Below are 26,154 nucleotides of genomic sequence, written 5' to 3'. Positions count from 1 at the left end.
GCGGGCGCATCCGTGCGCCCAGGCAGGATCAGCCCGGAACGCGGCGGATCTTGGCGCCCAGCATCTGCAGTTTTTCCTCGATGCATTCGTACCCACGGTCGATGTGGTAGATGCGATCGATCAGGGTGTCGCCTTCGGCGGTCAACGCCGAAATCACCAGACTGGCCGAAGCACGCAGATCGGTAGCCATCACTGGCGCGCCTTTGAGCTTGGTGGTGCCGGTCACGATGGCGGTGTTGCCTTCGACCTGGATCTGCGCGCCCATGCGGTGCATTTCGTACACGTGCATGAAACGGTTTTCGAAGATCGTCTCGATGACCGCGCCGGTGCCTTCGGCAATGGCATTGAGCGAGATGAACTGCGCCTGCATGTCGGTGGGGAACGCCGGGTACGGCGCCGTGCGCACGTTGACCGCCCTGGGACGCTTGCCGTGCATGTTCAGCTCGATCCAGTCGGCGCCGGTAGTGATTTCGGCACCGGCCTCCTTGAGCTTCTCCAGGACAGCTTCAAGAATGGTCGGATCGGTGTCCTTGACCTTGACACGGCCACCGGTACAGGCAGCGGCAACCAGGTAGGTTCCGGTCTCGATGCGATCGGGCATGACTTTGTAGGTCGCCGAATGCAGGCGCTTGACGCCTTCGATGGTGATGGTATCGGTGCCGGCGCCCTGGACGTTACCGCCCATGGCGTTGATGAAATTGGCCAGGTCGACCACTTCCGGCTCGCGCGCGGCGTTCTGCAGCACGCTGCGACCGTTGGCCAACGCTGCGGCCATCATGATGTTCTCGGTACCGGTCACGCTGACGGTATCGAAGAAGAAGTTGGCGCCACGCAGGCCACCCTCGGGAGCCTTGGCCTTGATGTAGCCGCCTTCGACGTCGATATGCGCGCCCATGGCTTCCAGGCCACGGATGTGCAGGTCGACGGGACGCGAGCCGATGGCGCAACCGCCAGGCAAAGCCACTTCGGCCTCGCCGAAGCGCGCGACCATGGGGCCGAGTACCAGAATCGAAGCGCGCATGGTCTTGACCAGCTCGTACGGTGCGACCAGGGTCTTGATGGTGCGCGGGTCGATCTCTACGGCCAGCTTTTCGTCGATCACAGGCTCGATGCCCATGCGGCCGAACAGCTCGATCATGGTGGTGATGTCGTGCAGGTGCGGCAGGTTGGCGACCGTCACCGGCCCATCGGCCAGCAAGGTAGCGGCCAGGATCGGCAGGGCCGAGTTCTTCGCCCCGGAAATGCGGATTTCGCCATCAAGGCGAACGCCGCCGGTAATAATCAGTTTGTCCATTGGAATCTCGACGCGGGTGGCTCAGGAACGCTCAGCCCAGGCTGCGCTGCTGAAGAATTTCATAGTGACCGCATGGATGCTGCCATCGGCGATCCATGGGTTCAAATGAGCATAGATCTGTTGCTGGCGCTTGACCGGGCTCAGTGCCGTCAGCTCGTCACTGATCACATTCAACTGGAAGTTGCAGCCTTCGCCTTCAACTTCAACCAGAACTCCTGGCAACTTCCCTTCAAGGAAGCCCTTAACTTCTACGGCCTGCATGCTCAACCTCGATCGGCGCCCTGTGCGCGCGGGTCGGCCATCATACAAAAAAAGCCGCCCGCCTGCGAACCCCGCTTGGGGAGCTCAGACGGAGGGCGTTCGTAGACGACCGCTCAACCTTGTGGAAAGAACTCGGTCATGCCCGTGACCTGGGCAATCTGCTTCATGTCGTGAGGCAGCGACCGCACCTGCACCGCCTTGCCGGCGGCCTCGGCATCGCGCATGAAACCCAGTAGCAACGACAGGCCGACGCTGCTGGATTTCTCGACACCCGCACAATCGATGACCAAGGCCTGGGCGGGGCTGGACTGGATCAGTGCCTGCCCCTGCTTGCGCAGGGCAGCACCGGTGCGGTAGTCGAGCACGCCGGCGAGCTGCAGCTGCTCTGCCACGAGCTGGACAGATGCCTGGGCCATTACTGGGCAGCCTTCGGTGCAGCGTCGTCAGTGACCTTCTTGGCCTTTTCCACTTCACCGGCCCAACCGTCGATGGTCTTGTCCAGGTCGTTGCCGTTGCGCTGCATGCTGTCGGCGAACTGATCACGGAACAGCTTGCCGATGTTGATGCCGTTGATGATGACGTTACGCACTTTCCATTCGTTGTTCAGGTTTTCCAGGGTGTAGGACACCGGGTAGACGGCGCCGTTGTTGCCCTTGACCTGCATGTCGACGCTGGTGCGCGTCCCGCTTTCATCCTTGGCCGGGCCTACGGTGATGCCCTGGTTGTTGTACTCGAGCAAGGCATTGCCATAGAACTGCATCAGGCTGCGTTTGAAGTTTTCCTGGAAACGCTGCATCTGCGCTGGCGTCGCCTTGCGCGAATACTTGACGGTCATGATGCTGCGCGAGATGCCGTCGGCATCCACCACCGGGCCTACGATGTTGTTCAAAGCCTCGTAGAAGGCCTGCGGGTTGGTGCGGTAGGTTTCGCGGTTGGCTTCAAGGTCACCAAGCAGCTTGTCGGTGACGCCCTGCACCACCTGGTGGGCGGATACGGCAGGGGCCGCGTTGGCCCACATAGGCAGCAAAGCCACCAGCACCAACAGGCTGCGTCGCAAAATCGAAAACATGGAAAACTCCTTATTTGGCATCTTTGCTAACCGTATTAAGCAGGAACTTGCCGATCAGGTCCTCGAGCACCAGTGAAGACTGGGTGTCGTGGATGGTCCCACCGTCGGTGAGCAAGGCCTCTTCGCCACCGACGCTGATACCGATGTACTTCTCGCCCAGCAAACCGGCTGTGAGGATCGAGGCAGTGGAGTCGGTGGGCAGGTTGTCCACTTTCTTGTCCAGTTGCAGCGTCACTCGACCGGTGAAGGTGTCGCGGTCCAGATCGATTGCCGTGACCTTGCCGATGGTTACACCGGCCATGGTCACCTTGGCTCTGACAGTCAAACCGGCGATATTGTCGAAATAAGCATAAAGTTTGTAGCTTTCGGTGTTCGCGTTGGTGGACAGACCACTGACACGCAAGGCCAACAGCAGCAAAGCCAGGATACCGGCCAGAAGAAACAGGCCGACTCCGACTTCCAGGGATCGGTTTTGCATCAGAAATCTCCAAACATCAGGGCAGTCAGAATAAAGTCCAGGCCGAGCACGGCCAGCGACGCATAGACCACCGTCTTGGTGGTGGCGCGGCTGATGCCTTCGGACGTGGGTTCACAGTCATAACCCTGGAATACCGCAATCCAGGTGACCACAAAAGCAAAAACCAGGCTCTTGATGACACCGTTGAGCACGTCATCGGTGAAGTTGACGCTGTTCTGCATGTTGGCCCAGAACGATCCTTCATAGACCCCCAGCCAGTCCACGGCAACCCAGGAACCACCCCAGATACCCACGACGCTGAAAATCATGGCCAGCAACGGCAGGGAAATGAAACCGGCCCACAGTCGCGGTGCAACGATGTACTTGAGCGGATCGACACCGATCATTTCCAGGCTGGAAAGCTGCTCGGTGGACTTCATGTTGCCGATCTCGGCAGTCAGCGCAGAACCGGCACGTCCGGCGAACAGCAGCGCGGTGACCACCGGGCCGAGCTCGCGCAGCAACGTCAGGGCGACCATCTGCCCCACGGCCTGCTCCGAGCCGTACTTGGCCAGGATGCTGAACCCCTGCAAGGCCAGCACCATGCCGATGAACACGCCCGACACGACGATGATCAGCAGCGACATGACGCCGACCGAGTAAAGCTGCTTGATCAGCAGCTGGAAGCCGCCACCGATACCGCCTCGCCCCAGCAAGGCATGCCCCAGGAACAGCCCGGAGCGACCCAGCACGCCAACCATGTCCATGGCCGAGCGGCCGAACAGACGAATCCGTTCGATAATTGATTTTCTGCGCATCAACGCTTCCCCAGCAGATCGGCGCGGTAATCGGGCGCGGAAAAATGAAAAGGCACGGGCCCGTCAGGGTCGCCTTTCATGAATTGGCGGACACGCGGATTATCCGACCCCATCAGCTCGTCGGGAGTGCCCTGACCCAGTACCTGTCCATCGCCCACTACATAGATGTAGTCGGCGATGCTGGCGGTCTCTGCCAGGTCGTGGGAGACCACGACACTGGTGATCCCCAGGGCATCGTTGAGCAGGCGGATCAGGCGCACCAGCACGCCCATGGCGATCGGGTCCTGCCCCACGAAGGGCTCGTCGTACATCAGAATCTGCGGATCCATCGCGATGGCACGGGCCAGTGCCACGCGACGCTTCATGCCACCGGACAGCTCGTCGGGCATCAGCTCTATGGCACCGCGCAAGCCCACGGCCTGCAGCTTCATCAGCACGATGTCGCGAATCATGTCTTCCGGCAGGTCGGTATGTACCCGCAGCGGGAAGGCGACATTCTCGAACACGTCCAGGTCGGTGAACAGCGCGCCGCTCTGGAACAGGACACCCATGTGCTTGCGTGCATCGAACAGGTCGCTTCGCGACAGACTCGGCAGGTTCTGCCCGTTGACCCAGACCTCCCCCGCGGACGGCCGCAATTGCGCTCCCATCAAACGCAGGAGCGTGGTCTTGCCACATCCCGAAGGCCCCATGATGCCGGTGACCTTGCCGCGTGGAATGCGGATATCGACATTGTTGAAAATGCTCCGCGAGCCGCGCTTGAAAGAGACTCCCTTCAGCTCGACTGCGTAGGCGCTATCGGCACTCATCTAAACTCCTTGCGGTACAACCTCACCTTCGGACGCTCGCCCCCTGCTCGGAGACACTTGGACCGGGTGGGCCGAACAAGCGGCGAACTATAGCATTGCAGACAGCGCGCGCCCAAGATCGTTGGCCCCCTTGTCAATTGTTGATACAGAAAGCACCATGGCCCCGCCGTACGGGCCATGGATTGTGCCGTGATGAAATAGGCAGGTGAGTCAAACGTTCATTCCCGCTATAATCGCCGCCTTTTCACCGGGCCAAACGATTTCTGCCATGAGCCAGACCAGCGACCTGATTCAATCCGCGCACCGTACCATCCGCCTCGAGATCGAAGCGGTGGAAGGTTTGCTCGCACATATCGACGCCGATTTCGTGAAAGCGTGCGAATTGATTCTCGGCATTCAGGGTCGCGTCATCGTGCTGGGCATGGGCAAATCGGGCCACGTGGGCAACAAGATTGCCGCCACCCTGGCCAGTACCGGTACGCCCTCGTTCTTTGTCCACCCTGCCGAAGCCAGCCATGGAGACATGGGCATGATCACCCGCCAGGACGTGATTCTGGCACTGTCCAACTCCGGGTCCACGGCGGAAATCGTCACCCTGCTGCCACTGATAAAACGCATGGGCATCCCCATGATCAGTCTGACCGGCAACCCTGATTCGCCCCTGGCCCGAGCGGCCGAGGTCAACCTCGATGCTCGCGTCGCCCAGGAGGCCTGCCCGTTGAACCTGGCACCGACCTCCTCCACCACCGCTGCGCTGGTCCTGGGCGACGCCCTGGCCATCGCCCTGCTGGAAGCCCGCGGGTTTACCGCCGAAGACTTTGCCTTCTCCCATCCCGGCGGCGCCCTGGGTCGACGCCTGTTGCTCAAGGTCGAGCATGTGATGCACACCGGCAGCGCGCTGCCCCACGTACCACGCGGCACCTTGCTGCGCGACGCGCTGATGGAGATGACCCGCAAGGGCCTGGGCATGACCGCAATTCTGGAAGCCGATGGCCGCTTGGCCGGGATATTCACCGACGGTGACCTGCGCCGGACATTGGATCGCACCATCGACGTCCACAGCGCTCGAATCGATGACGTGATGACGTCCCATGGCAAGACCGCGCGGCCCGACATGCTCGCGGCCGAGGCGTTGAAAATCATGGAAGACAACAAGATCAACTCACTGATCGTCGTTGACGATCAAGACTGCCCGGTAGGCGCCTTCAACCTCGGCGACCTGCTGCGCGCGGGAGTAATGTGAATGAGCACTGAAGACATCAGCCGCAATCTGCTGCAACGCACCCAGGCCATCAAGCTGGCGGTATTCGACGTCGACGGTGTACTCACCGATGGGCGCCTGTACTTCCTCGAGGATGGCAGCGAATTCAAGAGCTTCAGCACCCTGGACGGCCAGGGCATCAAGATGTTGATCAACAGTGGCGTGACCACCGCCATCATCACCGGCCGCAAGAGCCCGGTGGTGGAGCGGCGCGCGAAGAACCTGGGCATTGCTCACCTGTTCCAGGGACGCGAAGACAAATTGGTGGTGCTCGACGGCCTGATCGCCGAACTCGGCCTAAGCTATGAGCAAGTGGCCTATCTGGGCGACGACCTGCCGGATCTGCCCGTGATTCGCCGGGTAGGCCTGGGCATGGCCGTGGCCAACGCCAACGGTTTCGTGCGCGAACATGCCGATGGCATTACCCAGGCCCGGGGCGGCGAAGGCGCCGCTCGGGAATTCTGCGAGCTGATCCTGCGCGGCCAGGGCAACCTCGAAGCAGCCCAGGCGGCTTACCTGTAGAGCGACCCATGCTGACCAAGAAAATACGCACTATCCTGCTGTTCGGTACCCTGGCCCTGTTGTTTGCGGCCATCGGCTACTGGAACGTGAGCCCTGAACGCTTCCTCGACCAGCCCGTGGCAGCCGTCGATGAAAGCCAGATCGACTACTACGCCACGAATGCGCGGGCCAAGCAGTTCCTGCCTGACGGTGGCATCCAGTACGACATGACCGCCGAGAAGGTCGAGCATGTCAAAGCCTCCGAAGTGACCCTGCTGACCAAGCCCGACATGCAGCTGTATCGCGGCACGGTCTACCCGTGGCACGTGACCAGCGAGCGCGGCGAGGTGAATCCGGATGGCTCCGAGGTGGAACTGATCGACTCGGTGCGGGTTGCGCGTACCGACCAGAAAAGCCGCGCGACGGTGATCACCAGCTCGCGCATGACCGTTTTCCCACAGAAGCAATATGCGCAGACAGACCAAGACGTTAGAATCGACGGCGCCGGCGGCGTGTCGACGGCCAAGGGAATGAAAGCGTACCTGAATGACAGCAAGATCAACTTGCTGTCCAACGTAAGAGGACAGTATGAGGCTCGTTAAAACCCTCCCCTTTTTGCTCAGCCTGAGCGCAGCACTGGGAAGCGCGAGCGCCTGGGCACTGCCGACTGACCGCGATCAGCCCATCCATATCCAGTCCGACGACGCCCAGCTCGACGACAAGCAGGGCGTGGCTACTTACAAGGGCAATGTCATCATTACCCAGGGATCGATGAAGATCACCGGCAACACCGTGACCATCACCCGCAATGCCACCGGCGACGTGGACGTGTTCACAGCCGTGGGCAATCTGGCCTATTACGAGCAGAAGCCTGCGGTGGACAAGCCCATCGTCCAGGCTTACGGCGTGACCATTCAGTACTTTGCGGCACAGGACCGCATCGTGCTGATCGACAAGGCCAAGGTCATCAATGACGGCAACACCTCCGAAGGCGAGAAGATCGTCTACGACACCGTGCGCCAGGTGGTCAACGCCGGCCGCGCCAACGGCAGCAAGATCACCACGCCGCGTCCGCGCATCGACATGGTGATCCAGCCGAAAAAGAAAACCGACGCACAGCAGAAGGCCCAGTAATGGCAGTCCTCAAAGCCCAGCATCTGGCCAAGAGCTACAAGAGCCGGCAGGTCGTGCGCGACGTCAGCCTGTCCATCGAAAGCGGACAGATCGTCGGCCTGCTGGGCCCCAACGGCGCTGGCAAGACCACCTGCTTCTACATGATCGTAGGCCTGGTGCAGGCCGACCAGGGTCGCGTGCTGATCGACGACCTGGACGTCAGCCACCAACCGATGCATGGTCGCGCCCGCTCCGGCATTGGCTACCTGCCGCAGGAAGCCTCGATCTTCCGCAAGCTGTCGGTGGCCGACAACATCATGGCCATCCTGGAAACCCGCAAGGAACTGGACAGCTCGGCTCGTCTGGCGGAACTGGAAAGCCTGCTGCAGGAATTCCACATCACCCATATCCGCGACAACCTGGGCATGAGCCTGTCCGGTGGTGAACGTCGGCGCGTGGAGATCGCCCGAGCCCTGGCGACGGCGCCCAAGTTCATCCTGCTGGACGAACCCTTCGCCGGTGTCGACCCGATTTCGGTGGGTGACATCAAGCAGATCATCCATCACCTCAAGACTAAAGGTATCGGTGTTCTTATAACCGATCACAACGTGCGCGAGACCCTGGACATCTGCGAGACTGCTTATATCGTCAACGATGGCCAGTTGATCGCCGAAGGCAATGCCGAAACCATCCTGGCCAATGAGCTGGTGAAAGAGGTTTATCTGGGGCACGAGTTCCGCCTGTAACGCCACCCCTACCGCGGCGGTCTGGCGCGGTAATTTCAGCGCAGGTCTAGGCAAAGGCTCGGCTTTCAGGCATATAATTTGCTTACGACATAAGTTGGGTACCTCGGTACCCCGTAGTAGAAGGCGCCTCGCGCCGGCGAATAAGGTGTTAAGCCCCTGCCATGAAACCATCGCTCGTCCTACGAATGGGCCAGCAACTGACGATGACACCGCAGTTGCAACAGGCCATACGCCTTCTCCAGCTCTCCACCCTGGACCTCCAGCAGGAAATCCAGGAAGCGCTGGAGTCCAATCCCATGCTGGAACGCCAGGAAGAAGGCGACGACTTCGATAACAGCGATCCATTGGCTGACAATATCGAGCACAAGCCCGCCCAGGAAATCCAGGAGCCGAGCTTTCAGGAGTCCGCACCGACGGTGGACAACCTGGAAGAAGGCGACTGGAACGAGCGCATCCCCAATGAACTGCCGGTGGACACGGCCTGGGAAGACATCTACCAGACCAGCGCCAGCAGCCTGCCCAGCAACGATGACGACGAGTGGGATTTCACCACGCGCACCTCGGCTGGAGAGAGCCTGCAAAGCCACCTGTTGTGGCAGTTGAACCTGGCACCGATGTCCGATACCGACCGGCTGATTGCCGTGACGCTGATCGACTGCATCAACAACCAGGGCTACCTCGACGAAAGCCTGGAAGAGATCTGCCAGTCGTTCGATCCCGAGCTGGATATCGAGCTCGATGAAGTCGAAGCCGTGCTGCATCGCATCCAGCAGTTCGAACCGGCCGGTATCGGCGCCCGCGACCTCAGTGAATGCCTGGCCCTGCAATTGCGTCAATTGCCGGCCAAGACCCGCTGGCTGGCCGAGGCCCAGCGTCTGGTGGGCGATTTCATCGACCTGCTGGGCAGCCGCGACTACAGCCAATTGATGCGGCGCATGAAGCTCAAGGAAGACGAACTGCGCCAGGTGATCGAGCTGGTCCAGAGCCTGAACCCGCGCCCTGGTTCGCAGATCGAGTCCAGTGAACCCGAGTATGTGGTGCCGGACGTGATCGTGCGCAAGGACAGCGAGCGCTGGCTGGTGGAGCTTAACCAGGAAGCGGTGCCACGGTTGCGGGTGAACCCGCAATACGCCGGCTTCGTGCGCCGCGCCGATACCAGCGCCGACAATACGTTCATGCGCAACCAGTTGCAGGAGGCACGCTGGTTCATCAAGAGCCTGCAGAGCCGCAACGAAACCCTGATGAAAGTGGCCACTCAGATCGTCGAGCATCAGCGCGGCTTCCTGGACTACGGCGACGAGGCGATGAAGCCGTTGGTGCTGCACGACATCGCCGAGGCGGTCGGCATGCACGAGTCGACCATTTCCCGGGTTACCACGCAAAAGTACATGCACACGCCCCGTGGCATATACGAGCTGAAATACTTTTTCTCCAGCCATGTCAGCACATCCGAGGGCGGCGAATGCTCGTCCACGGCGATCCGCGCGATCATCAAGAAACTGGTCGCCGCCGAAAATCAGAAAAAGCCGTTGAGTGACAGCAAGATCGCTGGTTTACTGGAGGCACAAGGCATCCAGGTAGCCCGCCGAACCGTCGCCAAGTATCGCGAGTCCCTCGGGATTGCGCCGTCCAGCGAACGCAAGCGGTTGATGTAAGCCTGCGGTGTGCCACAGCGTTCCAGTGGCAGGCCTCCAGCCTGCCTCTTTATGCAATGGCAATAAGGAGAAGCGGTATGCAAGTCAACATCAGTGGACACCAACTGGATGTGACCGAACCCCTGCGGACCTACATCGGGGAGAAACTTGAACGTCTTGAACGCCATTTCGACAAGATCACCAATGTTCAGGTGATCATGGAGGTCGAGAAGCTCAAACAGAAAATCGAAGCCACCTTGCGCATACCCGGTGGTGAAGTGGTTGCCAATGCTGAACATGATGACATGTACGCGGCCATCGACCTGCTTACCGACAAGCTGGATCGCCAACTCAAAAAGCATAAGGAAAAACAGCAGAGTCTGCTGCAAGGCGCGACTGCTCGCTGACACTCCCCTCCCATGATTCGACTAGAAACCATCCTGACCCCCGGCCGTTCCCTGGTGAACGTGCCGGGCGACAGCAAGAAGAAAGTGATCGAACAGATCGCCAACCTGATCGGCCATGAAGTGCCAGATCTGAACACTCAAACCGTGTATGCAGCGCTGCTGGCTCGAGAAAAACTCGGCTCCACTGGCTTCGGCAACGGCATCGCCATCCCGCATTGCCGCCTGAAAGGCTGCATGCAGCCGGTCAGTGCCCTGATTCACCTCAAAGCGCCGATCGACTACGACGCCATCGACGGTGCACCGGTCGATCTGCTGTTCGTATTGCTGGTGCCGGAGGCTGCGACCGACGCGCATCTGGAGCTGCTTCGCCAGATTGCCAGCATGCTGGACCGCAAGGAGGTTCGGGAAAAACTGCGCGCCGCCTCCACCAACCAGGCCTTGTACCAAGTGGTATTGGACGAACAGAACGGTCATTAGCCATGCGTTTGATCATCGTCAGCGGCCGTTCCGGCTCAGGCAAAAGCACCGCCCTGGATGTCCTCGAGGACAACGGTTTCTATTGCATCGATAACCTGCCGGCGGGTTTGTTGCCAGAACTGGCGGAACGAGCGCTGATCCACACCGAGTTGGCCCAGCCACTGGTGGCGGTATCGATCGACGCGCGCAACCTTCCCAGTCACCTGTCGCGCTTCCCGCAATTGCTGGAAGAGGTGCGCGCCAGGCACATTCACTGCGACGTGCTGTATCTGGACGCAGACGAGGAAACCCTACTCAAGCGTTTCTCCGAGACACGCAGACGCCACCCATTGAGCAGCAACAATCGCTCGCTGGCCGAAGCGATTCGCGTGGAAACCGACCTGCTGGGCCCCATCGCCGACCTGGCCGATCTCAAGATCAACACCACCAATCTCAACCTGTACCAGCTGCGCGATGCCATCAAGGTGCGGCTGCTGAACAAGCCTGAGCCGGGCACGGCGTTTCTGGTGGAGTCCTTCGGGTTCAAGCGTGGCATGCCGGTGGACGCCGATCTGGTGTTCGATGTGCGCTGCCTGCCCAACCCCTACTGGAAACCGGAGCTGCGCGAACAGTCAGGGCTGGATGCGCCCGTGGCGGAGTACCTCGCCGCCCAGCCGGATGTCGAGGAAATGTACCAGGACATCTCCAGTTACCTGCTCAAGTGGCTGCCTCGCTTTGCCGCCAGCAACCGAGCCTATGTCACCATCGCCATTGGCTGCACCGGTGGGCACCACCGCTCCGTTTACATCACCGAGCGTTTGGGCCAACTGCTGCAGCAGTCGCTCAAGAACGTCCAGGTTCGCCATCGCGACCTCAGCTGAAAGGATCCCCCGCGCAATGCCCGCTCTCCAGATCGAAATCATCAACAAGCTCGGCTTGCATGCCCGGGCCGCGGCCAAGTTCGTCGGCGTGGCCGGCAAATACCCTTGTCAGGTGCGCGTGGGCCGCACAGAGCAATCCATGGTGGACGGCAAGAGCATCATGGGCGTCATGATGCTGGCGGCGGGCAAAGGGACTTCGATCTTTCTGAGTACCGAGGGAGAGCAGGCTCAGGAAGCGCTGGATGCGATAGCGAAGCTGATCGAGGCGAAGTTCGACGAAGGGGAATGAGTGAGGGGGCTTTGCGCTGCCCCCCACCCCAGAGTCCTAGAGCCCCATCCAGGTCACCAACTCCCCCACCAGCAACAAGCCCCCCGCCAGCAACAGCGTGGTACCTAGCGCCAGACGCAGCAGCCGGACATTACTCAATGGCAAGGCTCTGGATCCCATAGGTCCTGGCCTCAGCCAATCGCGGCTTGGTAGCGTTTTTCGACGTTGGCCCAATCCACCACGTTATAGAACGCATTGATGTATTCAGGGCGACGGTTCTGGTACTTCAGGTAGTAGGCATGCTCCCAGACGTCCAGACCCAGAATCGGCGTATTGCCGCTCATCAATGGACTGTCCTGGTTACCGCTGCTTTCCACCACCAGTTTTTTCTCCGGGGTCACGCTGAGCCAGGCCCAACCGCTGCCAAAGCGGCTCAGGGCCGCCTTGGTGAAGGCCTCCTTGAAGGCGTCGAAGCCACCCAACTGGGAATCGATGGCGCTGGCCACGTCGCCTTGAGGCTGGCCACCACCCTGGGGCGACATGACTTCCCAGAACAAGCTGTGGTTGGCATGGCCGCCACCGTGGTTGGTCACTGCGCCCTGTAGCTTTTCAGGCAACTGCTTGACCGCACCCACCAGCTTTTCCACCGGCCAGTCGGCGTATTCGGTCCCCTCGATCGCGGCATTGACGTTGGTGATGTAGGTCTGGTGGTGCTTGGTGTGGTGGATTTCCATGGTGGCCGCATCGATGTGCGGTTCCAGCGCATCGTAGGCGTAAGGCAGAGCAGGCAAGGTATAAGGCATTTCAGTGAACTCCGTGATGATGGGTCGGCGCGGCAATGTGAGCCGCCGCCACGTGGGTATCGACGCCGCTGTAGAGCAGCCGTTGCGTACGGGGGTATTCCCCGTGCCGGCTGATGAAGCCAAGCAGTTCGGCATAGGTTTTACTGCTGTGGCGCAACGCGGCTTCGCGCAGGGCCGGGGATAGACGAGTGTCCTGGGCAGCTTGCAGCAACCGTTGGTGAATGGCACACAGGTACTCGGCGCTTTCCTCTGGCTGATTTAACTGTAGATGCAGATCCGCCAGGTTGTGATGAGAGATCACACAGGCCGCCACGGCCTCGTCGACATCCGCCCAGCGCTCGAAGAGCACCTGGGCCCAGGCCAATGCATGCAGGTAGTGCTCTCGCGCATCGATGAGTTCACCCTGCATGAAGCAGCGGTTGGCTTGCTCGATGGTGCTTTTCCAGTGCTGCATGGCGGATGCCTCCCAAACAGTGGCCAAGCGGCTAGATGCCGCCTGCGGTGAGTTTTTCCGGGTCCAGCAAGGTCGTCAGCTGGTCGCGGCTGAGGTCGGTGTTCTCCAGGGCGACATCGATGATCGGGCGCCCTTCCTTGTAGGCCTGCTTGGCGATTTGCGCCGCTTTCTGATAACCGATGATCGGATTCAACGCCGTCACCAGGATCGGGTTGCGGGCCAGCGCTTCCTGGAGCTTGGCTTCGTTGACCTTAAAGGTCGCGATGGCCTTGTCACCCAGCAGGCGGCTGACATTGGCCAGTAGCTCGATGCTCGAGAGCAGGTTCTGGGCAATGATCGGCAACATGACGTTGAGCTCGAAGTTGCCCGACTGTCCGGCCACGGTAATGGTGGCGTCGTTGCCGATCACCTGGGCCGCAACCATGGCGGTGGCCTCGGGGATCACCGGATTGACCTTGCCGGGCATGATCGAGGACCCCGGCTGCAAGGCTTCGAGTTCGATTTCACCCAGGCCCGCCAACGGACCGGAGTTCATCCAGCGTAGGTCATTGGCGATTTTCATCAAGCTCACGGCCGTGCCCTTGAGCTGCCCGGACACGGCGACGGCGGTGTCCTGGGAGCCAATCAGGGCGAACAGGTCCTGGCCGGGCTTGAACTGCACCTGGGTAAGGGCGCTGAGCTGAGTGCTGAAGCGTGCTGCGAACTGGGGGTGGGCATTGATGCCGGTGCCCACCGCAGTGCCGCCCTGGGCCAGCGATTGCAGGGCCGGTTGCAGCGATTGCAGATGGCCGATATTGGCCTTGATCTGGGCGGCCCAGCCATTGAGCACCTGGCTCATGCGCACCGGCATGGCATCCATCAGGTGGGTGCGGCCGGTCTTGACGTGATGATGAACCTGTTCGGACTTGCGCTCGATCACCTCTACCAGATGCTCGAGCGCGGGCAGCAGTTGCTCGTGCAACGCCAGTGCGGCACTGACGTGAAGGGTGGTAGGGATGATGTCGTTGCTGCTCTGACCGCAATTGACGTGGTCATTCGGGTTAACGGCCTCGCCGAGCAGGCGCGTGGCGAGCGTGGCGATCACCTCGTTGGCGTTCATGTTGGAACTGGTGCCGGAACCTGTCTGGTAGATGTCCACCGGAAAATGCTGCATGTAATCGCCAGCCAGCAGCTGTTCGCAGGCTTTGACGATGGCCTCGCCCTGGGCCGCACTGATCTGCTCCAGTTCCACGTTGGCTTTGGCCGCCGCCGCTTTGGCCAGTACCAGCGCGCGAATGAACTGGCTGGGCATGCGCAGGTGACTGATCGGGAAGTTGTTGACCGCGCGTTGAGTCTGGGCGCCATACAGGGCCGCTTCGGGCACGTGCAGTTCGCCCATGCTGTCACGCTCGATACGGGTATTACTCATCGGAATATCCTTGCAGCAGATCGGTGACTGGAATCGATGGCAGCAGTTCGCAGCGCGCCAGTTGCTGGGCGCACGCTTGCCATTGCTTGATAAGGTGAGGGGTGTCGGCGGCGTTGCGCAGGTCACGCAGCGGGCGCCAGGCCTGGTCGAGGCACAGGCCTCGCCAGTGCCAGGGCAGTGCCTGATCCTGAGCGGTGTCGAGCAACAGGCGGAACGAGGTGTGAGCCACCGTCCAGGACGACGTGGGCGTGAACCGGGCCAGGTAGCGGCCCTCTGCGAGGTAATGATCGATCACCCGCGGCTCGTCCGGCACCAACGCGCAGCGGATCTGGCGACTCAGCCAACGCCAGTTTTCCAGGTAGGGCAGCTCGTGTACGACGGCTCTCATCGGCGCATCTCATTGCCGGAATGAGTTTTATTATTAATTGATATTGAGAATCAACGCAAGGTTTGTGGTGACCTCGGGGGCCCTATCACGGGTAGAATCCGCTCCCACAGGGGATCTGCGTCGCCTGTGGGAGCGGTCTCTCAGCTCCCCGCCACCGTCATTTTCTCGATCAGCACCGAGCCGGTGCGGATGTTGCTGCGCAGCTCCAGGTCATTGCCCACCGCCAGGATCTGCTTGAACATGTCGCGCATGTTGCCGGCAATGGTGACTTCCTGGACCGGGAATTGAATCTCGCCGTTCTCCACCCAGAATCCTGCCGCGCCGCGGGAGTAGTCGCCGGTGACCATGTTCAGACCATGGCCCATCAGTTCGGTCACCAGCAGGCCGCGGCCCATGCGCCGAATCAGCGCCTGCTGGTCTTCATCACCATGGGTAACGAACAGATTGTGCACGCCGCCGGCGTTGGCAGTGCTTGGCAGGCCCAGTTTGCGGCCCGAGTAGGTACTGAGGATATAAGACACCAACTGGCCATTTTCGACGAACGGCTTGGCGTAGGTGGCCAGGCCATCGCCATCGAACGCCGCACTGCCCATGGCCCGCATCAGGTGCGGACGTTCGTCCAGAGTGAGCCATTCGGGGAACAGCCGCTCGCCCAGCGCCCCTTCCAGAAACGAAGACTTGCGATACAGGTTGCCGCCCGATACGGCCGCCAGCAGATGGCCGAACAGTCCACCGGCCAACTCCGCGGAAAACAGCACCGGCACTTCGCACGTCGGCACCGGACGCGCGCCCAAACGACTGGCCGCGCGCTGTGCAGCGCGCTGGCCAATGAACGCAGGGTCGGCCAGCAGTTCGCCCTGGCGGCTGACGTCGTACCAGTAGTCGCGCTGCATCTGGCCGTCGCCTTCGGCGATCATCACGCAGCTCAGGCTGTGGCGAGTGGAGGCATAGCCACCGATGAAACCGTGGCTGTTGCCGTAGACCCGGCAGCCCTGATGGGTGTTGAGCGTGGTGCCGTCGGCATTCTTGATGCGGGGTTCGGCATCGAAGGCCGCCGCCTCGCAGGCCAGGGCTTTTTCGATGGCCTGCTCGGGACTGATATCCCAGGCGTGATAGAGATCGAAATCCGGCTGCTCCCGGGCCATCAGCGCGGCGTCGGCAAGGCCCGAGCTTTCGTCTTCGGAGGTGTGTTTGGCAATCGCCAGTGCCGCCGCCACGGTCTCGCGGATCGCGTCCGGGCCGCTGGCCGAGGTGCTCGCCGAGCCCTTGCGCTGGCCCACGTACAAAGTGATGCCAAAGCCCTGGTCACGGTTGAATTCAACGGTTTCGACTTCACGCTGGCGCACCGACGTCGACAGGCCCTGCTCCAGCGACACTGCCACTTCACAGGCACTGGCCCCCTGGCGCTTGGCCTCGGCGATGATCTGCTCGACCTGCTCCTGCAAAGCCGGCAATGCCTGCGGGCCGACACTCTGGGCTGCGTTCATGCTGTTCTCCACTCAAATTCCTGTTTCGGCTAAGGCCGATCTACGGCCGGGCCAGACAAGCGGCCCCCGACTGGTTATCATGGCGGCGTTTATTTGCGGACTGCCCCCATGGTTGATTCTTACGACGACTCCCTCGACGAGGGAAAAAGCAAAACTCAGGTCAAGCGCGAGCTGCATGCGCTGGTGGATCTGGGCGAGCGCCTCACGACCCTCAAGCCCGATGTTCTGGCCAAGCTGCCGTTGACCGACGCGCTGCGCCGGGCACTGGCCGATGCTTCCAAGCACACCGCGCACATCGCCCGCAAACGGCATATCCAGTTCATCGGCAAGCTGATGCGCGACCAGGACACCGACGCCATTCTGGCGCTGCTGGACCAACTGGATGCCTCGACCCGGCAGTACAACGAGCGCTTCCACAATCTGGAACGCTGGCGCGACCGCCTGGTGGCAGGCCCGGATCAGGTTCTGGAGGCGTTTTTTGCCGAGTACCCGGACACCGATCGTCAGCACCTGCGCAACCTGGTTCGCCAGGCTCAGCACGAGACGGCCCACAACAAGCCGCCGGCCACCACGCGCAAGATCTTCAAATACATCCGCGAACTCGACGAGACCCAACGGGGCTTACGCTAGTCCGCTGTTTCAGGCAGGCCGCTCGGCCTGCCCGGCACGTCCTCACGCGCCCGTACCGCCTACGGTGATGGCATCGATCTTCAGGGTCGGCTGGCCGACACCCACTGGCACCGACTGTCCATCCTTGCCACACGTCCCTACCCCGCTGTCCAGCGCCAGATCGTTACCGACCATCGACACCTTGCTCATCGCTTCCGGGCCGTTGCCGATCAGTGTCGCGCCTTTGACAGGTGTGGTGATCTTGCCGTCTTCGATCAGGTAGGCCTCGCTGGTGGAGAACACGAACTTGCCGCTGGTGATATCGACCTGGCCACCGCCGAGGTTGGCGCAGTAGATGCCCTTCTTCACCGAGGCAATGATTTCGGCCGGATCACTCTGCCCGCCGAGCATGTAGGTGTTGGTCATGCGCGGCATCGGCAGGTGAGCGTAGGATTCACGACGACCATTTCCGGTACAGGCCACGCCCATCAGGCGCGCATTCAGCTTGTCCTGCATATAGCCTTTGAGCACGCCGTTTTCGATCAACGTGGTGCATTGGGTGGGGGTGCCTTCGTCATCGACGCTCAGGGACCCACGGCGGCCCGCCAGGGTGCCGTCGTCAACGATGGTGCACAGGCTGGAGGCAACCATTTCGCCGATGCGGCCACTGTAGGCCGAACTGCCCTTGCGGTTGAAGTCGCCTTCCAGGCCATGGCCTACGGCTTCGTGCAGCAGCACACCGGACCACCCCGCGCCCATCACCACTGGCAAGGTGCCGGCAGGCGCCGGAATGGCTTCGAGGTTCACCAGTGCCTGGCGCAGCGCCTCGCGGGCATAGCTCATGGCGCGGTCTTCGGCGAGGAAATAGCGGTAATCGGTACGCCCGCCGCCACCGTGGCCACCCCGTTCGCGTCGACCGTTCTGCTCCACGATCACACTGACGTTGAAGCGCACCAGTGGCCGGACATCGGCCGCCAGGCTGCCATCGGCGGCGGCGATCAGAATGCGCTCCCACACCCCCGCCATGCTCACGGTGACCTGCTGAATACGCGGGTCCAGCGCTCGGGTGGCGGCATCGACGCGCTTGAGCAGGTCGACCTTCTCGGCCCGAGTCAACACTTCCAACGGATTGTCCGGACCATACAACTCGGTGATCGCCGGGCTGCTGAATGCCTGCACCCGGCCGTTCTGACCGGCACGGGAGATCGAACGGGCTGCGCGGGCAGCCTGGACCAGGGCATCCTGGGTGATGGCATTGCTGTAGGCAAAGCCGGTTTTCTCGCCGGACTGCGCGCGCACGCCTACACCTTGGTCGAGATTGAAACTGCCTTCCTTGACGATGCCGTCTTCCAGCGCCCAGGACTCCGAGATCTGCCCCTGGAAATACAGGTCGGCGGCATCGATACCGGGGCCGGCCAACTCGCCCAGCACCGATTGCAGGCTGTCGATGGTCAGGCCGCCTGGGGCCAGCAGGTGTTCACTGACGGTGGATAACATCTGGCTCATATTTACTCCGCGCTGTTCGCAGGTCGCAACGCGCCCTGCGCAAATAGTCGCCGGTGACTGACCACCGGCATGCGCGCCCGAATGGACGCTTGTTCGGTACTGTCGCGCTCGGCCAGCAATACTGCTTCGCCTTGCGCCTGCTGGGCCACGATGCGTCCCCAGGGATCGACAATCGCGGCATGACCGTAGGTTTCCCGAGGGCCGGGGTGCATACCCCCCTGGGCCGCCGCCAGGATGTAGCACTGGGTTTCGATGGCCCGCGCGCGGATCAGCACATCCCAATGCGCCGCACCGGTCACGGCGGTAAAGGCCGAAGGCGCGGTGATCAATTCTGCCCCAGCCTCGCGCAGGGCGCTGTAGAGCTCGGGGAAACGCAAGTCATAGCAGACCGTCAGGCCCAGTCGACCGACCGGGGTGTCCGCCACTACGATCCGTTGCCCGTGGGCATAGTCATCCGACTCTCGATAGCGGCCGCGATTGTCGGCCACGTCGACGTCGAACAGGTGCAGCTTGTCGTAGCGCGCCACTACCTGGCCCTGATCGTCGATCAGCAACGAACAGGCACATGCCTTGCCCAACGGCACTGCTGCCGGCGGCAATGGCAAGGTACCGGCCACTATCCATAACTTGAGGTCGCGGGCGGCCTGTTTCAACCACGGCAGTATCGGTCCCTGCCCAACGGCTTCGGCGCGCCCCAGTTCGGCGACGTCGCGCCGCCCCATGGCCGCGAAGTTTTCCGGCAGAACCGCCAACCGGGCACCGGCCTCGGCCGCCTGCTCGAGCAAGCGTCGAGCCTGGGCCAGGTTGACCGCCACATCCGGTTGGCTGACCATCTGAATCACGGCGAGGGACATGCAGCCTCCAATGTCGGTCACTTGGCGAAGGGTCTATCCAGCGTCATCTTCGGATCTTTCCACGGGCCCTCGATGCGGTATTGCACGCTGGCAAACCGCGACACCCGGTCACCCAGCAGCTTATCGACCAGAAACAACGCACCGCCCACCGCCGGAGCGCCCACCAGCAGCGCCGCGATCGGCAGGCTGTTGGTGATCGGCAGCGCCACCTGCAGCTTGGCATTCACCTGATCGTTGACCATGTCCAGGGTGCCGTTGAGTTCAATGTTGGTCGACGGGCCTTCCATGGTGATCGGCGTGCGCGTCACGTAGACGCCATCACTGGCCACCAGCAAGCCCTTGACTCGATCGTAGCTCAAACCCTTGCCAAGCACATCGGAGAAGTCCAGACGCAGGCGTCGGCCGATGGAGTTGAAGTTGAGCAGGCCGAACACCCGCAAGGCTTGCGCTCCCCCCTCCACTTCGACGAACTGGCCGTCACGCAAGGTAGCGTCCAGGCTGCCGGAGTAGCGTTTGAGGCCCACCCAGGCGGGCGAGCCCGGCCAGCGCCCGTCGGCATCCAGGTGAAAATCGCGGCTGGTCACGGTCGGCGCAAAATTCCAGGCCTTGAGCACGTCGGCCAGGTTCTTGCCTTCCAGGCGACCCTTGAACCAGGTGCTGGAAGCGCCCGGCGCGCCTTCCCAGCCAGCGGCACCTTGCAGCTGCAAACCCTTGAGGCCCAGGTCGAGATCGTTGAGGGCGACGCCGTTGGTGGTGGGACGCAGCTTCAACGACCAGGCACCGATCAACGAATCACCCTGCAACAGCTTGAGGATTTTCACGTCCACCGCCGGAATCTTGCGCGGGTCTACCGAGGCCAACGGATCAGGCGCTTCGACCGGATTGTCGGGTTTGATGGCGTCCGGGTCCACGGGCGGCAGGCGCACGGTGTCGAGGTTGACATCAATAGGCACACCCTTGGCATCGGGCAACGTCACCTTGCCCGTGATCTGTTGACTGGCCACGGCCAGGTTCCAGGCACTGGCACTGCGCTTGAGCTGGACACTGGCCTGATCCAGCTGCTGACCAAAGCCCTTGAGGGTGCCGACCCGCAGATCGACCTCGTTCAATACCTGCTTGGCACTGCCTGCCGGATCGCCGCCGGTGTAGTTCTGCGCCTGCTGCTGCCAGGGGTCCAGGTCCAGGGTTTCGAAAGTGCCGCGAACGCGCAGGCCCTTGGCCGTTGGCAGTTGCGCGTTGGCCTGGCCGATCAGCAATTCGCCACGGCCATCGGCCAGGGCGGCAGGCGGGGCCGCATAGACAAAGCTGGCCAGGCCCGCGTAAGCAACGTCGATACGCCGCTCCGGCCCTTGCAGATTCATGCGAAAGGCAGTGTCGCGGGCCTCGTCGACAGCCTTGCCGAACGGCGCCGGCAGATCGATGCTGACCCCCTTGAGATTGGAATTCACGGCCAACTCACTGCTGCTACCGGCGAGCAGAAGCTGGAGCTGGTAGTCGATGTCGCCGGAAGCCGGCAGCGCCTGCTTGACCTGCAACCAGTCCGCCAGACGCTTCACGCCGATCTGGCTGCTGGCGGTGAGCCGGGTGCGGGGGCTGCCGGGTTTGCCTTCGGCAAAGATCTGCGCATTGACCGGTCGATCGAACGCGCGGGCGGTGATGCCCTGTCCGCTGAGGCCCTTGTCGAAATCGAAGCGGAACGCACCTTTGAGTTGGCTCAACTCAAGCTCGGGGGACTTGATCTTCAGCCGTGCGCCGACGGTATTGAAGTCCACCACCACCTTGGGCTCCAGCCCCTTGACCAGGGGCACGTCGAGATCCAGCTTGCCCTTGATCGGGCCCTCGCCCTCCCAGCCGGCGAAAATCTCGTCCGTGCCGATGGGTGCGTCCTGCAGGATTTTCAGGCCGTCCGCGAGACCACCGTCGAAGCTGCCCTTGACGTACAGATGGCTCGGCTCGCCCAGGGGGACATGGGGCACGGTGACCGAGACATCCCTGACCTGGGTATCGAGGATCTGGCCTTTGCTGGCCTCGATGCGCACGTCGCCATCCTGGATGTAGACGTTGCCGTCCACCTTGCGGGCCTCCGGCCAGCCGGGCTGAAAGGCCAGCACCGCGTCGTGGACCTTGAAGAACAGGGTAATGCTGCGCGAATGGGCCGGCGCGGCCTTGGCGAGGGAACCCTGATACTGAAAATAGCCCTGTTCCACTGCGCCCTGCTTGACCGCGGTGCGCAGCCACTGGTCGACCGCCGGGCTCAGGGCTTCAGGCAGGTATTTGCTGGTGTAGGCGCCATCGCCCTCCACCAGGCCGACGCGCAGGTCCATATAGGGTTCGACATCATGATCGAACGGCAATCGAATAAGGAAGTCAGCGGCCACCTGACCCTCCTCGCCCAACACCTTGATGTAGGGCGCGATCAGGGTGAAGCCTTGCTGATCGAGCTTGAAGTTCAGGCGGGCATTGGCCTTGAGGTAGTGCCAAGGCTTATCGAAGATCGGGTCCAGGTGCAGCATGAAGTCGTCGGTGGCCAGGCGCAGTTCGCCCTGGCCGAGATTGCCGCTCAGGCTGCCGCTGACATTACCGGCCGCTGGCGCGCCATGATAGGCATTGAAGCCTACCTTCTCCAGGTTGGCGGCATAGCTCAGGCGCTGGTCCCCGCTGGCCTTGGGGCGGATGTCCAGGAGCACGTTGCGCAGCGCCCCGGTGACCTTCAGACCGTCCACCACAGGCGCTACGTTCTCCGGCAGCGGTATCAGGGCATCGAGCAGCGGCGTGATCGGGGTCAGGTCGAGGCGATCGGCCTGCACGTGCCAGGTCTCCTCGTGGCCATCACTGGCAGCCGATTGCCTGAGCGCCACATGGCTTTCCCAGCGATCCTTGCCCAGCGTCATGGCCAGGGAGCTGAGGTTCAGGTCGAAGCCTTCGGCATTGCGCTGGAACCAGGCATTGAGTGCCAAGTCGTCAATGGCGTAGGGCTTGCGCTCGGCGTACGCGGCGCGCAACGTCGGGGCGTTGAGCCGGGTGACGGCGCTTTGTACGGTGCCATCTGCCCAGTCCAGCCAGAATTCGCCGCCCGCCTTGAGCGCCTCGACGCGCCAGCGCTGGGTGTATCTGGCCGGGAGCCACTGGGCCCAGTCACTCTGCGGCAGGTTCAGGTAGGCCTTGGCTGAGCCCTCGCGCCAGCGCTCGGCGCGGATGCGGGTGGCCAGGTTGAACGCCAGCGGCTGACCGTCGGGCAGGTTCAGACGCACGTCCAGACGCTGGCTGGAAGCGCCGCTGCGCAGGCTCACGCCCACGTAGGTGAGCGTCATGGGCTCATGCTCGAACGGTTGCAGGGTCAGTTGGCTGTCGAGCACCGAGAGCCGATGGACCTGCTGCATCTGGCGCAGGGTCTGCTCGGGGTCGAACGGCTTGTCGTCACGGCTGGGCAGGCCTTTGAGCGACCACTTGCCCGCTGCGTCCTCGGCCAGGGCTACCTGCAATCCGCTGACCTCCAGATGCTCGATGCGCGGTGCACGCGCCAGCAGGCTGCCCCACACATCAGGCAATACGCGCACCTGGTCCAGACGCACGGCGCTGGCGCCCTGCCCCACGGTCACATCATGGGCCAGGATCACTGGCGCCAGGCGGCTCCAGCGGCCCTCCAGGCTGCCAATGCTGACCGGCATGCCCAGGGCTGCCGAGGCCTTGGCCTCGACCTCGGCGTCGTATTCAGCCACCAACCCAATGAACTGGCGGCCCAGACTGACGTACAGCGCCAGCAGGATCAGCAACAAGGCGCACAGCCCCAGGCCCCAACGCGCCAAACCCGCGATGAAACCGGTCAGGCGGGCCATGTCGGCATGCCCCCGCGACGCGCGGCGTCAACCTGGGGCATGAAGGTGTCGAATCGAACGGCTAGTGGGTTCAGAGCAGCACCACGTCGTATTGTTCCTGGGAATACATTGACTCGACCTGGAAGCGAATGGTTCGGCCGATGAACGCCTCGAGTTCGGCCACATTGCCCGATTCTTCGTCGAGCAATCGGTCCACCACTTTCTGGTTGGCCAGCACCCGGTAGCCCTCGGCCTGATAGGCGCGCGCCTCACGCAGGATTTCCCGAAAAATCTCGTAGCAAATGGTTTCCGGCGTTTTCAGCTTGCCGCGCCCCTGACAGCACAGGCAGGGCTCGCACAGCACCTGCTCCAGGCTCTCGCGGGTACGCTTGCGGGTCATCTGCACCAGACCGAGTTCGGTGATGCCGATGATGTTGGTCTTGGCGTGGTCGCGCTCCAGCTGCTTCTCCAGGGTGCGCAGCACCTGGCGCTGGTGCTCTTCATCTTCCATGTCGATGAAGTCGATGATGATGATGCCGCCGATGTTGCGCAGGCGCAGCTGCCGGGCAATGGCGGTAGCCGCTTCCAGGTTGGTCTTGAAGATGGTCTCTTCGAGATTGCGGTGGCCGACGAAGGCGCCGGTGTTGACATCGATGGTGGTCATGGCCTCGGCGGGATCGACCACCAGGTAGCCACCGGACTTGAGCGGAACCTTGCGGTCCAGCGCCCGCTGGATCTCGTCTTCCACACCGTACAGGTCGAAGATGGGCCGCTCGCCGGGATAGTGCTCCAGGCGATCGGCGATTTCCGGCATCAGCTCGGCGACGAACTGGGTAGTCTTCTGAAAGGTTTCCCGGGAATCGATGCGGATCTTTTCGATCTTCGGGTTGACCAGGTCGCGCAGGGTACGCAGGGCCAGGCCCAGGTCCTCGTAGATTTCGGTAGGGGCGCCGACCGTCTTGATCTGGGCGTTGATCTGGTCCCAGAGGCGACGCAGATAACGGATGTCCATGAGGATTTCATCGGCCCCGGCGCCTTCGGCGGCGGTGCGCAGGATGAACCCACCGACTTCCTTGATGCCTTCCTGCTCGACGCAATCGGCCACTACCTTCTTCAGGCGGTCGCGCTCGTTCTCGTCTTCGATCTTCAGCGAAATGCCGACATGACTGGTGCGGGGCATATACACCAGATAGCGCGAAGGGATCGACAGCTGAGTGGTCAGGCGCGCGCCCTTGGACCCGATCGGGTCCTTGGTCACCTGCACCACCAGGCTCTGGCCCTCGTGCACCAGCGCACTGATGGTTTCCACCGCCGAACCTTCACGGACCGAGATTTCCGAGGCATGAATGAAGGCGGCGCGGTCCAGGCCGATGTCGATGAACGCCGCCTGCATGCCGGGCAGCACGCGCACCACTTTGCCTTTGTAGATATTGCCGACGATGCCGCGGCGCTGGGTGCGCTCGACGTGGACTTCTTGCAGGACACCGTTTTCTACCACGGCCACGCGCGATTCCATCGGCGTGATGTTGATCAGAATCTCTTCGCTCATGGCTGGGTTCTCGTTCCTGGTGTCTTTATTGTAATGAGGGCGGCGTGTTCCCACCGCGAGTCATACGGCCTGCCAGCAAGCGATTCCGTTGCGCTCCAGGGCCAGGGCCGTCTGGTAGAGGCCTAGGCCCACTACCGCAGAATAACTGCCTTCGACCTTTTCTACGAATACTGCGCCAAGGCCCTGGATAGCATAGCCACCCGCTTTGTCCGCCGGTTCGCCGCTGGCCCAATAGGCACGCGCCTGATTGACGCAGATCTGGCGAAAGGTCACCACCGCGGACTCGGCCAGCGTCTGGTGCTGCTGACCATCGAACAGCGCCACGGCGGTGATGACCTGATGGCTGCGACCCGCCAGCGAGGTGAGCATGGCCAGCCCATCGGCCTGGTCCACGGGTTTGCCAAGAATCCTGCCGTCGAGCACCACAGCAGTGTCCGCACCGAGCACCAGTGCATCGCTGGGCTCGGCCAGGCTCTGCCAGCCGGCACGGGCTTTTTCCATGGCCATGCGCTGAACGTAGTGCTCGGGCGCTTCGCTCGGGTGTGGGGTTTCGTCGATCGGGGCGGTTACCACGGTGAAGGGCACGCCGATCTGCGTCAGCAGTTCACGGCGGCGGGGAGAACCGGAAGCCAGGTAGAGTCGTGTCACGGGGAGCCTCTCCTTGTCGGGCCGGCGTGCGGGCCAGTCAGTTGATGCCCAGGCGTTTTCTCAGGCCGCGCAGCAGGTAACTGACCCACGGCCAGAGCAAGGCGCTCATCAGGGCCGGCAGCAGCAGGGCCAAGGTGGGTTGGCGGTTGCCGGTCAGGGCGCTGAGCCACAGCTGCACCAGTTGCGCCAGGCCGAATACCACCAGGATCACCAGGCACTGCTGCCACATCGGGAAATTGCGCATGCGTTGCGCCAGAGACAGGATCAGGAAGGTGATCAGGCTCAGGATCAAGGCATTCTGCCCCAGCAGGGTGCCGTACAACACGTCTTCGGCCAGGCCCAGCACCCAGGCGGTGGTCATGCCGACGCGGTGCGGCACGGCCAGGCACCAGAACGACAGCAGCAGCGCCAGCCACAGCGGACGCAGGATTTCCATGAACTGCGGCATGGGTGAAACGCTGAGCAGAAGGCCAACCACGAAGGTCAGCCAGATCACCCAGCCGTTACCGCTTCTGGCGCGAGTACCCACCATTATTGCCTCTCCCTGTTCGTGGCCGGCGCGGTGCTACGCGGTTGCGTGGCAGGCGCCGAGCGGTTGGGGGTGGCTGCCGGAGCAGCAGGGGTGGACGCGGGGTGAGTCGCAGGCGTCGAGCCATGC

At 62.2% G+C, this 26,154-nt stretch carries 29 protein-coding genes; 11 read left to right on the top strand and 18 right to left on the bottom strand.

Annotation, left to right across the window (positions count from 1 at the left end; genetic code table 11):
* Positions 1-28: 28 nt before the first annotated feature.
* The 7 genes from murA to B3397_RS22200 form a co-directional block, all read right to left on the bottom strand.
* On the bottom strand, positions 29-1,294 hold the full coding sequence (gene murA, locus B3397_RS22230; protein ID WP_296254077.1) for a UDP-N-acetylglucosamine 1-carboxyvinyltransferase: 1,266 nt from the start codon (positions 1,292-1,294) through the stop codon (positions 29-31).
* A gap of 21 nt (positions 1,295-1,315) precedes the next feature.
* On the bottom strand, positions 1,316-1,555 hold the full coding sequence (locus B3397_RS22225; RefSeq protein WP_296254076.1) for a BolA family protein: 240 nt from the start codon (positions 1,553-1,555) through the stop codon (positions 1,316-1,318).
* Positions 1,556-1,668: 113 nt separating this feature from the next.
* A complete protein-coding gene (locus B3397_RS22220) occupies positions 1,669-1,971 on the bottom strand; it encodes an STAS domain-containing protein (protein WP_296254075.1) in 303 nt (100 codons plus the stop codon).
* Entirely contained in the window at positions 1,971-2,624 is a 654-nt protein-coding gene (locus B3397_RS22215; RefSeq protein WP_296254074.1) for an MlaC/ttg2D family ABC transporter substrate-binding protein, read from the bottom strand. Before B3397_RS22215 ends, B3397_RS22220 begins: the two co-directional genes overlap by 1 nt.
* 10 nt (positions 2,625-2,634) lie before the next feature.
* The gene (mlaD, locus tag B3397_RS22210; RefSeq protein ID WP_296254073.1) at positions 2,635-3,102 is read right to left on the bottom strand and encodes an outer membrane lipid asymmetry maintenance protein MlaD; all 468 of its coding nucleotides are present in this window, start codon (positions 3,100-3,102) and stop codon (positions 2,635-2,637) included.
* The gene (mlaE, locus tag B3397_RS22205) at positions 3,102-3,899 is read right to left on the bottom strand and encodes a lipid asymmetry maintenance ABC transporter permease subunit MlaE (RefSeq protein WP_296254072.1); all 798 of its coding nucleotides are present in this window, start codon (positions 3,897-3,899) and stop codon (positions 3,102-3,104) included. The genes mlaD and mlaE overlap by 1 nt, the downstream gene beginning before the upstream one ends.
* Positions 3,899-4,708 (bottom strand): ATP-binding cassette domain-containing protein, encoded by an 810-nt coding sequence (locus tag B3397_RS22200; RefSeq protein WP_296254071.1) that lies wholly within the window; start codon positions 4,706-4,708, stop codon positions 3,899-3,901. The genes mlaE and B3397_RS22200 overlap by 1 nt, the downstream gene beginning before the upstream one ends.
* 268 nt (positions 4,709-4,976) lie before the next feature.
* Here B3397_RS22200 and B3397_RS22195 point away from each other — a divergent pair, with 268 nt between their 5' ends.
* The 10 genes from B3397_RS22195 (at position 4,977) to B3397_RS22150 (ending at position 11,996) form a co-directional block, all read left to right on the top strand.
* A complete protein-coding gene (locus B3397_RS22195; RefSeq protein ID WP_296254070.1) occupies positions 4,977-5,951 on the top strand; it encodes a KpsF/GutQ family sugar-phosphate isomerase in 975 nt (324 codons plus the stop codon).
* Positions 5,952-6,491: a KdsC family phosphatase gene (locus B3397_RS22190; RefSeq protein ID WP_296254069.1), complete on the top strand. Its 540-nt coding sequence runs from the start codon at positions 5,952-5,954 to the stop codon at positions 6,489-6,491.
* Positions 6,492-6,499: 8 nt separating this feature from the next.
* Entirely contained in the window at positions 6,500-7,072 is a 573-nt protein-coding gene (gene lptC / locus B3397_RS22185) for an LPS export ABC transporter periplasmic protein LptC (RefSeq protein ID WP_296254068.1), read from the top strand.
* Complete coding sequence (gene lptA / locus B3397_RS22180) at positions 7,059-7,604, top strand: lipopolysaccharide transport periplasmic protein LptA (RefSeq protein ID WP_296254067.1); 546 nt, start codon at positions 7,059-7,061, stop codon at positions 7,602-7,604. The genes lptC and lptA overlap by 14 nt, the downstream gene beginning before the upstream one ends.
* Positions 7,604-8,329 carry an LPS export ABC transporter ATP-binding protein gene (gene lptB, locus B3397_RS22175; protein WP_296254066.1) on the top strand — a complete coding sequence of 242 codons (726 nt, stop codon included), beginning with the start codon at positions 7,604-7,606 and terminating at the stop codon, positions 8,327-8,329. The genes lptA and lptB overlap by 1 nt, the downstream gene beginning before the upstream one ends.
* A 161-nt stretch (positions 8,330-8,490) precedes the next feature.
* Positions 8,491-9,984, top strand: coding sequence for an RNA polymerase factor sigma-54 (locus tag B3397_RS22170; RefSeq protein ID WP_296254065.1), 1,494 nt, complete (start codon positions 8,491-8,493; stop codon positions 9,982-9,984).
* 77 nt (positions 9,985-10,061) lie between these two features.
* The gene (gene hpf / locus B3397_RS22165) at positions 10,062-10,370 is read left to right on the top strand and encodes a ribosome hibernation-promoting factor, HPF/YfiA family (RefSeq protein ID WP_049860579.1); all 309 of its coding nucleotides are present in this window, start codon (positions 10,062-10,064) and stop codon (positions 10,368-10,370) included.
* A 12-nt stretch (positions 10,371-10,382) separates the two neighbouring features.
* Complete coding sequence (gene ptsN, locus B3397_RS22160) at positions 10,383-10,847, top strand: PTS IIA-like nitrogen regulatory protein PtsN (protein ID WP_296254064.1); 465 nt, start codon at positions 10,383-10,385, stop codon at positions 10,845-10,847.
* Between the two features lie 2 nt (positions 10,848-10,849).
* Positions 10,850-11,707 carry an RNase adapter RapZ gene (gene rapZ / locus B3397_RS22155; RefSeq protein WP_296254063.1) on the top strand — a complete coding sequence of 286 codons (858 nt, stop codon included), beginning with the start codon at positions 10,850-10,852 and terminating at the stop codon, positions 11,705-11,707.
* 16 nt (positions 11,708-11,723) lie between these two features.
* Positions 11,724-11,996: an HPr family phosphocarrier protein gene (locus B3397_RS22150; RefSeq protein ID WP_296254062.1), complete on the top strand. Its 273-nt coding sequence runs from the start codon at positions 11,724-11,726 to the stop codon at positions 11,994-11,996.
* A gap of 170 nt (positions 11,997-12,166) precedes the next feature.
* Here the strand turns inward: B3397_RS22150 and B3397_RS22145 are convergent, their stop codons facing one another.
* The 5 genes from B3397_RS22145 to pmbA form a co-directional block, all read right to left on the bottom strand.
* A complete protein-coding gene (locus B3397_RS22145; RefSeq protein ID WP_296254061.1) occupies positions 12,167-12,778 on the bottom strand; it encodes a superoxide dismutase in 612 nt (203 codons plus the stop codon).
* A gap of 1 nt (position 12,779) precedes the next feature.
* The gene (locus B3397_RS22140; protein WP_296254060.1) at positions 12,780-13,232 is read right to left on the bottom strand and encodes a hypothetical protein; all 453 of its coding nucleotides are present in this window, start codon (positions 13,230-13,232) and stop codon (positions 12,780-12,782) included.
* A gap of 31 nt (positions 13,233-13,263) precedes the next feature.
* Entirely contained in the window at positions 13,264-14,640 is a 1,377-nt protein-coding gene (locus B3397_RS22135) for a class II fumarate hydratase (protein ID WP_296254059.1), read from the bottom strand.
* Entirely contained in the window at positions 14,633-15,028 is a 396-nt protein-coding gene (locus tag B3397_RS22130; RefSeq protein WP_296254058.1) for a FagA protein, read from the bottom strand. The genes B3397_RS22135 and B3397_RS22130 overlap by 8 nt, the downstream gene beginning before the upstream one ends.
* A gap of 140 nt (positions 15,029-15,168) precedes the next feature.
* A complete protein-coding gene (gene pmbA, locus B3397_RS22125; RefSeq protein ID WP_296254057.1) occupies positions 15,169-16,515 on the bottom strand; it encodes a metalloprotease PmbA in 1,347 nt (448 codons plus the stop codon).
* A gap of 108 nt (positions 16,516-16,623) precedes the next feature.
* Here pmbA and yjgA point away from each other — a divergent pair, with 108 nt between their 5' ends.
* Complete coding sequence (gene yjgA / locus B3397_RS22120; RefSeq protein WP_296254056.1) at positions 16,624-17,145, top strand: ribosome biogenesis factor YjgA; 522 nt, start codon at positions 16,624-16,626, stop codon at positions 17,143-17,145.
* A 42-nt stretch (positions 17,146-17,187) separates the two neighbouring features.
* Here yjgA and tldD read toward each other — a convergent pair whose 3' ends face one another.
* From tldD to mreD, 6 genes are all read right to left on the bottom strand, one after another.
* The gene (tldD, locus tag B3397_RS22115) at positions 17,188-18,630 is read right to left on the bottom strand and encodes a metalloprotease TldD (protein WP_296254055.1); all 1,443 of its coding nucleotides are present in this window, start codon (positions 18,628-18,630) and stop codon (positions 17,188-17,190) included.
* A gap of 2 nt (positions 18,631-18,632) precedes the next feature.
* Positions 18,633-19,484, bottom strand: coding sequence for a carbon-nitrogen hydrolase family protein (locus B3397_RS22110; protein WP_296254054.1), 852 nt, complete (start codon positions 19,482-19,484; stop codon positions 18,633-18,635).
* 17 nt (positions 19,485-19,501) lie between these two features.
* On the bottom strand, positions 19,502-23,320 hold the full coding sequence (locus tag B3397_RS22105) for a YhdP family protein (protein WP_296254053.1): 3,819 nt from the start codon (positions 23,318-23,320) through the stop codon (positions 19,502-19,504).
* 70 nt (positions 23,321-23,390) lie between these two features.
* Positions 23,391-24,848 (bottom strand): ribonuclease G, encoded by a 1,458-nt coding sequence (rng, locus tag B3397_RS22100; RefSeq protein WP_296254052.1) that lies wholly within the window; start codon positions 24,846-24,848, stop codon positions 23,391-23,393.
* A 60-nt stretch (positions 24,849-24,908) separates the two neighbouring features.
* Complete coding sequence (locus tag B3397_RS22095; RefSeq protein ID WP_296254051.1) at positions 24,909-25,496, bottom strand: Maf family protein; 588 nt, start codon at positions 25,494-25,496, stop codon at positions 24,909-24,911.
* Between the two features lie 37 nt (positions 25,497-25,533).
* The gene (gene mreD / locus B3397_RS22090) at positions 25,534-26,028 is read right to left on the bottom strand and encodes a rod shape-determining protein MreD (RefSeq protein ID WP_296254050.1); all 495 of its coding nucleotides are present in this window, start codon (positions 26,026-26,028) and stop codon (positions 25,534-25,536) included.
* Positions 26,029-26,154 lie beyond the last annotated feature (126 nt).

Source organism: Pseudomonas sp. UBA4194, assembly GCF_002379585.1.
Classification (GTDB): domain Bacteria; phylum Pseudomonadota; class Gammaproteobacteria; order Pseudomonadales; family Pseudomonadaceae; genus Aquipseudomonas.
Note: the sequence above shows the minus strand (reverse complement) of the source record. Positions and strands in the feature narration are given on the sequence as shown.